A 13,248-nucleotide genomic window follows, 5' to 3' on the forward strand; every position below is an offset into this window, starting at 1 on the left:
GCTCATTCCCCCTCTATTGAGGGAAAGATCTGCTGCAGCAAACCCTGCTTATGTAAACAGAGTGCGTCCAGCCTTTCAGTTTGTGCGGAAATTCGGGCGTCGAGCGAGAACAGGCAGTCAGCGATTCGCTGCTGCTCAGGCTCGCTGGGGCAGCGTAGAGGGATGCGCGCGAAATCATCGTAGTAGAGGCGCAATCGATCCTTGGTAAGCCCGTGAGAGTAAGACGTCAGCAGCAACATAGACGCCGGGAGCTTGAACAGGTATTCGAAGAATCGAGAAACTACATGCTTCTTGGGCGCCAAGACGATGTACGCTGGGCTCACCAAGCAGTCTTCGGGAGCGACCCCTAGTGCGCCTTGCCACATTCGCATCATGTTGTAGGCAATATCGTTCTTGCACGCCTTCTTGTTTCCCGCCGCCTCTTCGATGTCGTCGTAGTTTCGATCCAAGGAATCGCGTCGCACCATCCCATCGTGCATGGTGACGGAGTAGATCGGCATTCCCTCCTCACCCTTGCTGACGCGGTTTGCGAACAGACTTCCCGCTTTGCGCTCCTCCCATTCCCCCTTGTTGCGGAACTCGGGGAAGCGGAGACGAGGCACGGTTTCTCCGTGCTGGGGAAACAGTTGCTGTTTCAGCCCTTTTTTGTGCAGTCGGAGCGCTTCAAGCTTCCGGCCCTCCGCCGCGATCAAGTCGTCGAGCGAACCGAGGCAGTCGACGATCTTCTGCTGCTCGGCCGGCGTTGGTGGTACTGGGACCAGTACGGCCGAAATGCGGTTCGCCGATATGCCGTAGACTTTCGCACCCTGAGCTTCCTTTTTGATGCCAGCGCGAACAGCAGGGGACTGGAATAGCTGACCGCCGAAGCCAACGATCGGAAGCCGACCTCGCCGAGTAGCTAGAATGGTGTGCGTCCCGGCGACGACTCGTTCTCCGTCGAGTGAAACAACTTCGATCGCTTTCCCAACATCGTCGATATCTTCAGACGCATCGGCAAGGACGATGTCGCCTTCCTCACAAAGTGCGCCATCATCGAATCCATTTGCTAGGGCATCCGGACTAACAAACGGCACACGCTCGTTACCCACCCGGAACAGAGGTTTGAACTTCGTGTGAATGTCGCCATAGTGAATGTTCCTAATCGTTCCGGTTGTGTAGTTTAGCTTGTCTCTCGACAGGTTGTTGGTGCGTTTGAAGGCATACAGTTCACCGAGCTGCGGGGCCACCCAGGTTGGATCCTCTCGAAACTCCGGAAACCGCAGTTTCGGTACCAGCGGCGATGGCTTTTCGGCAGTCATCGTGCCGCCCCATGCTCGTATGCGTTGAGGCCCGAGATTTCTCTGCCGTGGGCCCTCTTATTCAGCAGAGGGATAAGGTCGTTCATGAGCGCGAGTTCTCGCTCCCGGCGTTCACGCCAACCGAGGCCAAGCGGCTCCATTAAGTCAGTGAGCTGCTCGCCGTTGAAGATCATGCGCTGGAGAATGGTATCGATGAAGGCCGCGAGCGACGCGGCCGTCAGACCGTGGACCTGAGCGAGGAGTTCGATTTCCTTCACCTGCTTCACGGCCTTGAAGTGCTCGTAACCGGCGCGGACGGCTGCCTCGTCGAGGCCTTCGCCCTCCTTGAGTGAGCGAACGTACTCGGTGATTTCCTCCCGCTCGCCGAGGAACTTGGCGTCGGACTGGATCAGGCCGATGAGCTGCTCGCGGCTGATCGTGAGCTTCCTCGGGTCCTGACCCGAGTACTTGGCGATCAGCTTCATGATGTAGTCGTAGTCAATAACGGCAGAGGCGAAGAGGACAAACTCAAAGTCGAGCTGGTCGACCTCCGGGTTATCCGGCTCGCCACCCTGAGCGGGGGTGCGCTGCTGTTCCTTGAGACGCTGAGCGGTTTCAAGATAGACGCCGCGGAAAGCACGAAGGTCATCATTGGGGAGAGCCTGCTCGATCTGCTCCCGCTGCTCTTCGGTGAGGTCGGTGTACTGGTCGAGCTGAGTCTGGAGGCGTTGGACTTCCTTGAACCGCTTGATGAACTGGGCACGGGCGTCGTCGCCCATGAGGTTGGTCACTTGATCGGGCGTGGCGTCGAGGCCCTGCGACTGCATGAACTTGCCGAGGTCGTCGACCGCCTGCTTGAAATTTCCGATGACGACGGGAGCCTTGTCGACCAGCCAGATCTCGCGAGCCCGGTCGCCATGCGCACCGGAGAAGAGAGCGATGGCCGCGTCGACGCTGTCCTGCTGGTTGCGGAAGTCGAGGATGTGGCCGTAGGGCTTGGTAGCGTTGAGAACGCGGTTAGTGCGGGAGAAGGCCTGGATCAGGCCGTGGTGCTTGAGGTTTTTATCGACGTAGAGGGTGTTTAGGAACTTGGCGTCGAAGCCGGTGAGGAGCATGTCAACGACGATGGTTATGTCGATCTTTTCCTGGCCCTTGCGGGCCAAGTCGCGGTTGGGGAACTGCTGATCCTTGATGCGCTGCTGGACGTCCTGGTAGTAGAGGTCGAAGTTGTTGATGTCATGGTTCGTATCATACTGCCGATTGTACTCGGCGATGATGGCCTTGAGCGCGGCCTTCTTTCCCTCGGGATCGTGCCGGTTGTCCTCCTTTTCCTGGGGGAGGTCCTCTTGGATTTGCTGTACGTCCTTATTGCCCTCGGCGGGCGGAGAGAAGACGGCGGCAATCTTGAGAGGGACGCATTCTGCGTCGACGCTTTGGCGCTCGGCCTGGAGTTTTTTGAAGATCTCGTAGTACTCGATGGCGTCGTTGATCGAGGCGGTAGCCAGCAGTGCGTTGAAGCGCCGGCCTCCGGTTGCGGCATCGTGCTTGTCGAGGATGGCCTGGACGACCGCCTGCTTCGCGAGCGTCTGGCCGGGCGTGAGGGCGGGAGCGTCCTTGGGCTTGTAGTAATCGACGTGGAAGCGGAGGACGTTCCGATCCTCGATTGCGTGAGTGATGGTGTAGGCGTGAAGCTCCTTCTGAAAGAGGTCCTTGGTGGTTCGAAGGGTCGCGGCGTCTCCCTCGATCTGCTTAATGGTGGCGTTGTCCTCGAAGATCGGAGTGCCAGTGAAGCCGAAGAGCTGGGAGTTCGGGAAGAACTCCTTAATGGCCTTGTGGTTCTCGCCGAACTGCGACCGATGGCACTCGTCAAAGATGAAGACCATCCGCTTGTCTCGGATCTGCTCGAGCCGCTGCTTGAACGTTGATCGCCCCTGCGCGATGCTCTGCTTGTTGTGCTTACTGTTCTCGTCGAGGGCAAGCCCGAGCTTCTGGATCGTGGTGACGATAACCTTGTCCGCATAGTCGTCGGACTCTAGGCGCCGGACGAGCGCCGCGGTGTTGGTGTTTTCCTCGACGCAGTTCTCCTGAAACCGATTGAACTCCTCACGCGTCTGGCGGTCGAGATCCTTGCGGTCAACGACGAAGAGGCACTTGTGGATGCTTTCGTTGGTCTTGAGAAGTGTCGAGGCCTTGAAAGAAGTGAGCGTCTTGCCCGAGCCGGTCGTGTGCCAGATATATCCATTGCCGCAGTTCTGATCGATGCAGTCGACGATGGCCTTGACGGCGTAGATCTGGTACGCGCGCATCATCAGGAGCTTCTGCTCGCTCGCGATGAGGACCATATACTTGCTGATCATCTGGCCCAGCGTGCACTTGGCGAGGAACCGATCAGCAAAGTCGTCGAGGTGAGTGATCTTCGCGTTGTCCTCGGCCGCGAACTGGTAGATTGGAAGGAACCGCTCGTCTGCGTCGAAGGCGAAATGCCGTGCGTTGTTGTTGGCGAAGTACCAGGTCTCAGCGCGGTTGCTGACGATGAAGAGCTGGACGAAGCAGAGCAGCGTCTTCGTGTATCCGTTACCAGGGTCGTTCTTGTAGTCGACGATCTGCTCCATCGCCCGCCGAGGGCTGATCCCGAGCGTCTTTAGCTCGATCTGAACGACGGGGACGCCGTTTATCAGGAGTATGACGTCGTAGCGGTGATGGCTGTTGTCGGTATTGATGCGGAGCTGATTGACGATCTCGAAGGCGTTCTTGCACCAATCCTTGATGTTGACGAGAGTGTAGTTAAGCGGTGTGCCGTCATCGCGGATGAAAGCTTCCCTGTTCCGGAGGGACCGGGCGGCTCGGTACACGTCCGGTGTAACGATCTCATCCAGGAGGCGCTGGAACTCACCGTCAGTGAGTGCCACACGATTCAGGGCCTCGAACTTCGCCCTGAAGTTTGCTTCAAGTTCGTTTCGATCGCGGATGTCGTCGCGATATTCGTACTTGAGATCCCGAAGCTTCGTGACGAGCGCCTCTTCAAGCTGGCGTTCGGGTGCGATCATCGCCATGGCGGCAACTCAACTGTTTTGGATTTGCTTGGAGGCATCCGATTGTCCGGAGTGGAATGTGAGTGCCAGAGCATGGACGATGGGTTGCGGTGATTGGTCAAGAAGGAGGGTCTTGAGATGGGCTACGGCCTGAGCACGACGGGACTGGCAGAATGATGGATCGCACCGCAATCAGTACCGCGACCACCCGATGATTCCCATAGAGCACCCCATTCGAATAACATGACCAAAAATGCGTCTGCACGAACTCTCAGATCATCGAGCCGTCCGGCGTCATCAACAGTCGCGGTCATCCTTCGTGCAACTGCGGACATTGCTCAACGTCGCAGCGTCGCCTCAGGCAACGTTGCTGCGGGAGCGTTCGACCCTTTCAACAGCCGAATCATCGCTCCGTATGAGCAGGCGGCATACCTCATCGATCGACACTGCATGCTTGTCCCTCTTCATGGGCCACTGTAGCAGCCCAATCGCTCGCGGCAATTGCGCGGGGTAAACCTGCAACCTGAAGATCTAATCGGGATCGTGCCTTCCTGCGGGGGAGGGCGCACAGAACAGCGTGGAGAACCCCGGGAGCCCACAAGTGTGGCCCACAATCTCACGACAGCCTGAGCGTCAGGGCCGCCAAGGGAGCGGATAGCTTCGACCGTAGCGGTTTCGTAGCAGAAACGGGCTAAAAAACCCGATACCTACCGTGAACATCCGGCAGCGGGTACATTGATTTTATTAGGGAAATTTCTTGTTGCTCAAACGAGCGGTTAGAGGCGTCGCTTGCCCCAACCATCGGCGACCGGACGACCCGGAAGCCTTATGAGTTCGAAAAGTCGCGACCGGCGGCGCTAGCCGCCGCCGGTCGAATTGGTCGTATCAGCGAATGACGTAGGGCAGGAGGCCCAGGAAGCGCGCGCGCTTGATGGCGCGGGCGAGCTCACGCTGCTTCTTCGCGGACACCGCGGTGATGCGGCTCGGCACGATCTTGCCGCGCTCGGAGACGTAACGCATCAGCAGCTTGGAGTCCTTGTAGTCGATCTTCGGAGCATTGGCGCCCGTGAACGGGCAGCTCTTGCGACGACGGAAAAACGGGCGGCGTGCACCAGCTTCAGCCATGATTCTTACTCCCCATCCGTGGTTTCAGCTTCATCGCGCGGACGGCGCGGACCGCGATCACCGCGGAAACCGCCCTCGCGGTCGCCACGGAAGCCGCCTTCGCGCTCGCCGCGGAAGCCACCGCCGCGATCGTCACGCTCGCGATCACGGTCGGCCTTGCGCATCATCGCGGACGGGCCTTCCTCGAGCTCCTCGACGCGGACGCTGAGATAGCGGATCACGTCCTCGCTGATGCGCTCCTGGCGCTCGATCTCGGCGATCGCCGCGGACGGCGCGTCGATGTTGAGCAGCACGAAGTGCGCCTTGCGGTTCTTGTTCATCCGGTAGGTGAGGGAGCGCACGCCCCAATTCTCGGTCTTGGTGATCTTGCCGCCGAGACCTTCGACGATACCGGTCATCTGCGCAGTCAGCTCTTCGACCTGCTGCGGGCTCGCGTCCTGACGCGCGAGAAAAACATGCTCGTAAAGAGGCATGGTCGTCCTTTCCTCATGTTGGCGCATCGCCCGGCGTCAAACCCTTAAGAGGCCTTCGGAAAGGACTCTGGGATCAAGCTCAGAAGGCGGAAACACGGGACGACGGGCCGACTGGCCCTGCCACACCAAAATCACGAATGATTTGCTGAGACCGTCCGTTCAGCTCCCGGCCGGGGTCTGCGGATGGGCGCCTTATACGGATTTTGGCCGGCTTTGCAAGGCGGAGGGGCATTTTCAAGCCGTCCAACGGGAACAAGAACCCCATCCTCCAATATCAAGATTCGGCTTGATCTGTTTGTTTGTATAACATACAAATAAATCGACGAAGAGGATCCCATGGCAGAAGCGTCGGCCGATGCGCCGCTCGAAGCGGCAGGCGACCCCAAGCACGCCGCGCGCGCGACGCGCTCGGCCGGCCGCAAGATGCGGTCACTGCTCCTGGATGCTGCGAGCCCGCTGTTTCGGGAGCGGGGGCTGTCAGGCACGTCGATTACCGACATCGCGGCCGCCGCGGACGCGTTCCCGAGCCAGATCACCTATTACTTCCGCACCAAGGAGGCGCTGTTTGTCGAATGCGCCTGCCGCGATCTGTTGTATCTGGCGCGGGCCACCGAGCAGGCGGCGCTGAAGGCGCGGACTCCCGGGGAATACACCCATGCGCTGGCCGAGACCGTGACGGCGAGCGATTCGGTCGCCTTCTTCGCCGAGGCGCTGACGCTGACGCGGCGTCGCCAGGATCTCGCGCCACTGGTGGAGCGTACCATCGAGCGCCTGCACAGCGAGGGTACGCGCGCTTATGCAGGGCAGGTCGCGCGGCACGGCTGGCGCTCGCTGCGCGCGCCCGACGAAAGCTCGCGGCGGTTCTGGGCCGTCGCCATCGGCGTCATTCTCGAGGGCTACGCGATGGGCCGCTCGCCCGAGGCGCTCTGCGCCGAGATGCTGCGCGTGCTGGGCGAGCAGGCGAAATCCACTGAAGACACCGCCCGCCTGCGTCTCGTCGAGGTGCGCGAGGCATCCGACAATTCGAATGGAAAGGGTTAGGCCATGACCGCGCTTCGCATGCGTGCCCGCGATTTCCTGACCGACGATCAATTGGCCGAGGTGCGCCAGCGCGCGACGTGGAAAGGCGCTGCGCTGATCGCGCACGCCTGGACGCTGATCATTGCAGCCATCGCGCTGGTCGCGTGGTGGCCCAATCCGCTCACCTATATCTTCGCCGTCGCCATCATCGGCTCGCGCCAGCTCGGCCTTGCGATCCTGATGCATGACGGCGCACATGGTTGCCTGTCCGCCGACGAGAAAACCAACCTGACGCTGAGCCAGTGGTTCTGCGCCTATCCGCTGTTTGCGGAGACGCGCAGCTACCGGCGCTATCACCTTCAGCACCATGCGCGCACCCAGCAGGAGGACGACCCCGACCTCGTGCTGTCGGCGCCGTTTCCGATCACCAAGTTGAGCTATCGCCGCAAGTTCATCCGCGACGTCACCGGGCAGACCGGCTACCAGCAGCGCAAGGCGCAGTTGCTCAACGCGCTCGGGCCAAAGGACTGGTCATGGCGGCAGCGCGCAGCGCATTTCTGGGAGATGCTCGGCCCGCAATGTGTGGTCAACGGGATCATGTTTGCCGCGCTCGCCGCGGCCGGCGTGTGGTGGGCCTATCCGCTGCTCTGGCTGGTGCCGCTCTTGACGTGGATGATGGTCATCACCCGCATCCGCAATATCGCCGAGCACGCCGTCGTCCCCGATAGCAGCGACCCCTTGCGCAACACGCGCACGACGCATGCCAATTTTCTCGAGCGCCTGTTCATCGCGCCGTATTACGTGAACTATCACCTTGAGCATCATCTGTTGTTCTACGTGCCCTGCTACAATCTGCCGAAGGTGCACCGGCTGCTGAGTGCGAGCCGGTACGCCGATCGCATGGAAGTGCAGCCGAACTACGCTTCGGTGCTGCGGCTGGCCACGGCAAAGCCGAACCGCGAGGATCGGCCGGGGCAACTGGTGAACAGTGCGCGCCGAGCGCGGGCAGGAGCGGACGTCGATGCCAACCAGACCGCCGGCGGGTTTTGAGGGGCTTATTCCCCGTTGAATGCTGCTCCAAGTTCCCGTCTCGGCTTGACAGTGCGGCCCCGGACGGTGTCTACGGCCCCCTTTGGAGCATGATCCGGAACCATGGCCCAAGGAACCACGGCCTAAGGCCGGGCGTAAATCGGCTGCCGGTTCAGAACAGGGATCATGCCTGACAGCAGGGAGCGCCGATGACGGCTGCATTCACATTTCCTGGGCAGGGTTCCCAGGCTGTCGGCATGGGCAAGGCCCTGGCCGACGCCTTTCCGGTGGCGCGCGCCGTATTCGACGAGGTCGATGCCGCGCTCGGGGAGAAGCTGACGGCCATCATCTGGGAAGGTCCGGCCGAAACTCTCCAACTCACCGAGAACGCCCAGCCGGCGCTGATGGCCGTGTCTATCGCGACCTTGCGCGTGCTCGAGGCCGAGGCTGGTTTTTCCGTGGGACGAGACGCGGCCTTCGTCGCCGGCCACTCGCTCGGTGAATATTCGGCGCTCGCGGCGGCCGGCAGCCTGACGGTTTCGGATACCGCGCGTCTGCTTCGCACCCGCGGTCTCGCAATGCAAAAGGCGGTCCCGGTCGGCGCCGGCGCGATGGCCGCGCTGCTCGGTCTCGACTACGAGGCCGCCATGGAGGTCGCGGGCGAGGCGGCGCAGGGGCAGGTCTGCCAGGCCGCCAACGACAATGGCGGCGGCCAGGTCGTCGTCTCCGGCGACAAGGCTGCGGTCGATCGCGCCGTCGAGATCGCCAAGGCCAAGGGCGCCAAGCGCGCGATGCTGCTGCCGGTGTCCGCCCCGTTCCATTGCAAGTTGATGCAGCCGGCTGCGGATGCCATGGCGGAAGCGCTGTCGAAGGTCACGATCAAGGCGCCGGCCGCCCCGCTGGTGTCGAACGTGCTGGCGAGCGCCATCACCGATCCCGACGAGATCCGCCGCCGCCTGGTCGAGCAGGTCACCGGCACGGTGCGCTGGCGCGAGTCGGTGGCTTACATGGCCGGGCAGGGCGTCACCCGCTTCTTCGAGATCGGCGCCGGCAAGGTGCTGACCGGTCTCGTCAAGCGTATCGCGGACGGTGCCGTCGGCATTGCGGTCGGCGGCCCGAACGATATTGCCGCCGCCAAGGATGCATTGGCCGCTGCGAAGCAGGCTTAAAGGAGTCCATCAATGTTCGATCTGACTGGCCGAAAGGCGCTCGTCACCGGCGCGACCGGCGGCATTGGCGGCGCGATCGCGCAGGCGCTGCACGCGCAGGGCGCCACCGTCGCCATTTCAGGGACGCGCAAGGAGGTGCTGGACGAGCTTGCCGGCAAGCTCGGCGAGCGCGCCCACGTGCTGCCCTGCAATCTCTCCAAGGCCGATGAGGTCGAGGCGCTGGTGCCCGCTGCGGAAGCGGCGATGGGCCAGGTCGACATTCTCATCGCCAATGCCGGCATCACGCGCGACAATCTCTTCGTGCAGCTTCGCGACGAGGACTGGGACGAGGTTATCAACGTCAATCTGACCGCGACCTTCCGCCTGGCGCGCGCCGCGACCAAGCTGATGATGCGCAAGCGCTTCGGCCGCATCGTCGCCATCACCTCGGTGGTCGGCGTCACCGGCAATCCCGGGCAGGGCAATTATACGGCGTCGAAAGCCGGCCTGATCGGCATGATCAAGACGTTAGGGGCCGAATACGCCAAGCGTGGCGTGACCGCGAACTGCATCGCGCCGGGCTTCATCAAGACGCCGATGACCGATGCGCTCAACGACAAGCAGCGCGAAACGATTCTCACCAAGGTTCCGGCCGCCCGCCTGGGGACGCCCGAGGACATCGCAGCGGCCGCCGTCTATCTGAGCTCGAACGAAGCAGCCTACGTCACCGGGCAGACCATCCACGTCAACGGCGGCATGGCCATGATCTGACATCTCGTGCCGCGTCGCCTGTCACGGCGGTGCGGCATGCGGCAAACGGCCGTTTCCGGAGCGAAATGAGGCTTGTAGTCAAGGCAATTGAAGTATGATAACCGGACCTCCAACGGATGGGCAAAGAACGCCATTGCAGGTTTTTGAAACCCTGTATATTGGCGATGCGGAGCCTTTGGCCGTCGTTCGCCGGGGCCTCCATCGGTTAGGATGGGCCAAATCAAAGTTCGTAAGCGAAGGCAGTCAAACGACCACGACGGCTCGTATCGTCCCGGGGGGTCGGGTCTACAGGGAACAACACGAGGTTAAGCAATGAGTGACATTGGCGAGCGGGTTAAGAAGATCGTGGTCGAACACCTTGGTGTTGAACCCGAGAAGGTTGTCGACAACGCGAGCTTCATCGACGACCTCGGCGCCGACAGTCTGGATACCGTCGAGCTGGTGATGGCGTTCGAAGAGGAATTCGGTTGCGAGATTCCGGACGACGCTGCGGAAACGATTCTCACCGTCGGCGACGCTACGAAGTTTCTCGAGAAGAACGCGAAGAGCTAAGGCTCTTCAATTTCGCGGGGACAACATTGAAACCGGACGGGCCGCTTCGCAGCGGTCAGCCGGTTTCTTGTTATTGGCCGTGAATCTTTCGATGCGGAGTTTTCGGATATGAGGCGGGTTGTCGTCACGGGTCTCGGCATGGTCTCGCCACTCGGCTGTGGCGTCGAGCCGACCTGGAAGCGCATCCTCAACGGCGAAAGCGGTGCGCGCAGGATCGAGAGCTTCGATGTCTCCGATCTGCAGACCAAGATCGCCTGCACGGTCGTGCGCGGCGACGGCTCGAACGACAGCTTCAATCCGGACAAGTGGATGGAGCCGAAGGACCAGCGCAAGGTCGACGACTTCATCATCTTCGGCATGGCCGCGGCCGGTCAGGCGCTCGACGACGCCAACTGGCATCCCGAGACCGAAGAGGACAAATGCGCGACCGGCACCATGATCGGCTCCGGCATCGGCGGCCTCAACGGCATCGCCGACACCGCGATCCTGCTGAAGGAGCGCGGGCCGCGCCGGGTGTCGCCGTTCTTCATTCCCGGCCGCTTGATCAATCTCGCCTCCGGCTACGTCTCGATCGCGCACGGGCTGAAGGGGCCGAACCATTCGGTGGTCACGGCATGCTCGACCGGCGCGCATGCGGTTGGCGATGCCGCCCGCCTGATCGCGCTGGGCGATGCCGACGTGATGGTCGCGGGCGGCGCCGAGTCGCCGATCAGCCGCATCGGCATTGCCGGCTTCAACGCCGCGCGCGCGCTGTCGACCGGTTTCAACGAGACTCCCGAAAAGGCCTCGCGTCCCTACGATAAGGACCGCGACGGCTTCGTGATGGGCGAGGGCGCCGGCGTCCTCGTGCTGGAGGAGCTGGAGCACGCCAGGCGGCGCGGCGCGAAGATCTATGCCGAGGTGATCGGCTATGGTCTGTCGGGTGATGCCTATCACATCACCTCGCCGTCGCCCGACGGCGATGGCGGCTTCCGCAGCATGTCGGCCGCGCTCAAGCGTGCCGGGCTGACGCCGTCCGATCTCGATTACATCAACGCGCACGGGACCTCGACGCCGCTCGGCGACGAGATCGAGCTCGGCGCGGTCGAGCGTCTGCTCGGCAACGCCGCCTCCAAGGTCGCGATGTCCTCGACCAAGTCGTCGACCGGCCATCTGCTCGGCGCGGCCGGTGCGATCGAAGCGATTTTCGCGATTCTGGCGATTCGCGATAATGTCGTGCCGCCGACGATCAATCTCGACAATCCGTCGGTCGAGACCGCGATCGATCTCGTGCCGCACAAGTCGAAGCAGCGTGAGGTCAACGTCGCGTTGTCGAACTCTTTTGGTTTTGGCGGTACCAATGCGTCGGTGATCGTCCGGCGCCTAGTCAGTTAGTTTGTGTTTGAGACGAATCCACCGTTTTGCCGTATTCGGCGATAGTCATGGACGTGGGCGCGTGCGTTTTTGGCAGGGCAAGCGATTGTCGGGCCGCTATTGAACCGGCAGGATTCAGGTTGTTTCGATGAGTGAAAGGCCGCCCATTTCACCCCGGAGTCCGCGGGCCGCGCTCGAGCCCGAGCAACTTCCGCCGCCGCCCAAGCGGTCGGACCGCGCGCGCAATCCGTTCGTCGTCGTCGGCAACGCCATCATCACGCTTCTGCTGATCGCCATGCTCGGCGCCGGCGGCGTCTATTATTACGGCCGCCAGGTGCTCGAGGCGCCCGGACCGCTGAAGGAGGACAAGATCGTCAACATCCCGCAGCGTGCGGGCAAGCGCGACATCGCCGAGACGCTGAACCGGGAAGGCGTGACTGACGTCAATCCCTGGGTGTTCATCGCCAGCGTCGCCGCGTTGAAGGCGAGCTCGGACCTCAAGCCGGGTGAGTATTCCTTCCAGAAGAACGCCTCGCTGCGCGACGTCATCGGCACCATCGTCGAGGGCAAGGTGGTGCAGCACGCCGTGACGATTCCCGAAGGCCTGACCTCCGAGCAGATCGTGGCGCGGCTGTCCGACAACGACATCTTCACCGGCAGCGTGCGCGAGCTGCCGCGCGAAGGCACGCTGCTCCCGGAGACCTACAAATTCCCGCGCGGCACCCCGCGCGAGCAGGTGGTCCAGCGCATGCAGCAGGCGCACAAGCGTGTGCTGTCGGAGATCTGGGAGCGCCGCAATCAGGACATTCCGGTCAAGACGCCGGAGCAGCTGGTCACGCTGGCGTCCATCATCGAGAAGGAAACCGGCAAGGCGGACGAGCGCAGCCGCGTCGCCGCGGTGTTCGTCAACCGGCTGAAGCAGCGGATCAAGCTGCAGTCCGATCCGACCATCATCTACGGCCTCGTCGGCGGCAAGGGAACGCTGGGCCGGCCGATCAAACGCAGCGAGATCACGCAGCCCTCGCCCTACAACACCTATGTGATCGACGGCCTGCCGCCGGGCCCGATCTCCAATCCGGGCCGCGCCTCGCTCGAAGCTGCCGCCAACCCGGCCCGCACCCGCGACCTCTATTTCGTCGCCGACGGCACCGGCGGGCATGCCTTTACCGAAACCTACGACGCGCACCAGAAGAACGTCGCCAAGCTCCGCGCGATGGAGAAGCAGATCCAGAACGACACGGTCGAGCCGCCCGAGGACGCGCAGCCGCCGGCCGTTGCCGCGCCTGGCGCTGCCGACGCGCCGACCGCGGCCACGCCGGCACGGCCCAATCAGCAGAAGAGGCCGCCGGCAGCGCGCCCGGCTGCTCCAGCCAATCCCCCACCGGCCCGGCAGGGCGCGGTGCAGGGCTCGCCGCCGGTGGTTCAGCGCTGAGCCTTGCGCGCAGACCGGCTTGCGGACATTGCCGAT

Annotated in this window: 11 protein-coding genes; 7 read left to right on the forward strand and 4 right to left on the reverse strand. The window is 62.4% G+C overall.

The window, feature by feature from the left end; translation table 11 throughout:
- Positions 1 to 2: 2 nt before the first annotated feature.
- The 4 genes from I6F28_RS15450 to rpsF all read right to left on the reverse strand — a co-directional run bounded on the left by I6F28_RS15450 (position 3) and on the right by rpsF (position 5,907).
- Positions 3 to 1,298, reverse strand: a complete 1,296-nt coding sequence (locus I6F28_RS15450) for a restriction endonuclease subunit S (RefSeq protein ID WP_225140259.1) — start codon at positions 1,296 to 1,298, stop codon at positions 3 to 5.
- Positions 1,295 to 4,330 carry a type I restriction endonuclease subunit R gene (locus I6F28_RS15455; protein WP_225140260.1) on the reverse strand — a complete coding sequence of 1,012 codons (3,036 nt, stop codon included), beginning with the start codon at positions 4,328 to 4,330 and terminating at the stop codon, positions 1,295 to 1,297. The genes I6F28_RS15450 and I6F28_RS15455 overlap by 4 nt, the downstream gene beginning before the upstream one ends.
- A gap of 864 nt (positions 4,331 to 5,194) precedes the next feature.
- Positions 5,195 to 5,434: a 30S ribosomal protein S18 gene (gene rpsR, locus I6F28_RS15460; RefSeq protein WP_007592020.1), complete on the reverse strand. Its 240-nt coding sequence runs from the start codon at positions 5,432 to 5,434 to the stop codon at positions 5,195 to 5,197.
- A 5-nt stretch (positions 5,435 to 5,439) separates the two neighbouring features.
- Positions 5,440 to 5,907, reverse strand: a complete 468-nt coding sequence (rpsF, locus tag I6F28_RS15465; RefSeq protein ID WP_025035823.1) for a 30S ribosomal protein S6 — start codon at positions 5,905 to 5,907, stop codon at positions 5,440 to 5,442.
- A gap of 336 nt (positions 5,908 to 6,243) precedes the next feature.
- On the opposite strand from rpsF, the gene I6F28_RS15470 reads away from it, so the two are divergent.
- The 7 genes from I6F28_RS15470 to mltG all read left to right on the forward strand — a co-directional run bounded on the left by I6F28_RS15470 (position 6,244) and on the right by mltG (position 13,212).
- On the forward strand, positions 6,244 to 6,948 hold the full coding sequence (locus I6F28_RS15470; RefSeq protein WP_225112261.1) for a TetR/AcrR family transcriptional regulator C-terminal domain-containing protein: 705 nt from the start codon (positions 6,244 to 6,246) through the stop codon (positions 6,946 to 6,948).
- 3 nt (positions 6,949 to 6,951) lie between these two features.
- Positions 6,952 to 7,977, forward strand: a complete 1,026-nt coding sequence (locus I6F28_RS15475) for a fatty acid desaturase family protein (protein ID WP_225112262.1) — start codon at positions 6,952 to 6,954, stop codon at positions 7,975 to 7,977.
- 188 nt (positions 7,978 to 8,165) lie between these two features.
- Entirely contained in the window at positions 8,166 to 9,125 is a 960-nt protein-coding gene (gene fabD, locus I6F28_RS15480; RefSeq protein ID WP_109144010.1) for an ACP S-malonyltransferase, read from the forward strand.
- A 12-nt stretch (positions 9,126 to 9,137) separates the two neighbouring features.
- Positions 9,138 to 9,875, forward strand: coding sequence for a 3-oxoacyl-[acyl-carrier-protein] reductase (gene fabG / locus I6F28_RS15485; RefSeq protein ID WP_025035827.1), 738 nt, complete (start codon positions 9,138 to 9,140; stop codon positions 9,873 to 9,875).
- Between the two features lie 312 nt (positions 9,876 to 10,187).
- Complete coding sequence (locus I6F28_RS15490; protein WP_008551805.1) at positions 10,188 to 10,427, forward strand: acyl carrier protein; 240 nt, start codon at positions 10,188 to 10,190, stop codon at positions 10,425 to 10,427.
- Positions 10,428 to 10,535: 108 nt separating this feature from the next.
- The gene (fabF, locus tag I6F28_RS15495) at positions 10,536 to 11,801 is read left to right on the forward strand and encodes a beta-ketoacyl-ACP synthase II (RefSeq protein ID WP_109144009.1); all 1,266 of its coding nucleotides are present in this window, start codon (positions 10,536 to 10,538) and stop codon (positions 11,799 to 11,801) included.
- 127 nt (positions 11,802 to 11,928) lie between these two features.
- Complete coding sequence (gene mltG / locus I6F28_RS15500; protein WP_036000702.1) at positions 11,929 to 13,212, forward strand: endolytic transglycosylase MltG; 1,284 nt, start codon at positions 11,929 to 11,931, stop codon at positions 13,210 to 13,212.
- Positions 13,213 to 13,248: the final 36 nt, after the last annotated feature.

This window comes from Bradyrhizobium sp. NBAIM14 (assembly GCF_020193895.1).
In the GTDB taxonomy this organism is placed as follows: Bacteria; Pseudomonadota; Alphaproteobacteria; order Rhizobiales; family Xanthobacteraceae; genus Bradyrhizobium; species Bradyrhizobium yuanmingense.

Coding starts and splice junctions, on each gene's coding strand:
- fabD (WP_109144010.1), top strand. CDS start 8,166: ATGACGGCTGCATTCACATTTCCTGGGCAGGGTTCCCAGGCTGTCGGC.
- rpsF (WP_025035823.1), bottom strand. CDS start 5,907: ATGCCTCTTTACGAGCATGTTTTTCTCGCGCGTCAGGACGCGAGCCCG.
- fabG (WP_025035827.1), top strand. CDS start 9,138: ATGTTCGATCTGACTGGCCGAAAGGCGCTCGTCACCGGCGCGACCGGC.
- I6F28_RS15490 (WP_008551805.1), top strand. CDS start 10,188: ATGAGTGACATTGGCGAGCGGGTTAAGAAGATCGTGGTCGAACACCTT.
- fabF (WP_109144009.1), top strand. CDS start 10,536: ATGAGGCGGGTTGTCGTCACGGGTCTCGGCATGGTCTCGCCACTCGGC.
- I6F28_RS15475 (WP_225112262.1), top strand. CDS start 6,952: ATGACCGCGCTTCGCATGCGTGCCCGCGATTTCCTGACCGACGATCAA.
- I6F28_RS15450 (WP_225140259.1), bottom strand. CDS start 1,298: ATGACTGCCGAAAAGCCATCGCCGCTGGTACCGAAACTGCGGTTTCCG.
- rpsR (WP_007592020.1), bottom strand. CDS start 5,434: ATGGCTGAAGCTGGTGCACGCCGCCCGTTTTTCCGTCGTCGCAAGAGC.
- mltG (WP_036000702.1), top strand. CDS start 11,929: ATGAGTGAAAGGCCGCCCATTTCACCCCGGAGTCCGCGGGCCGCGCTC.
- I6F28_RS15455 (WP_225140260.1), bottom strand. CDS start 4,330: ATGGCGATGATCGCACCCGAACGCCAGCTTGAAGAGGCGCTCGTCACG.
- I6F28_RS15470 (WP_225112261.1), top strand. CDS start 6,244: ATGGCAGAAGCGTCGGCCGATGCGCCGCTCGAAGCGGCAGGCGACCCC.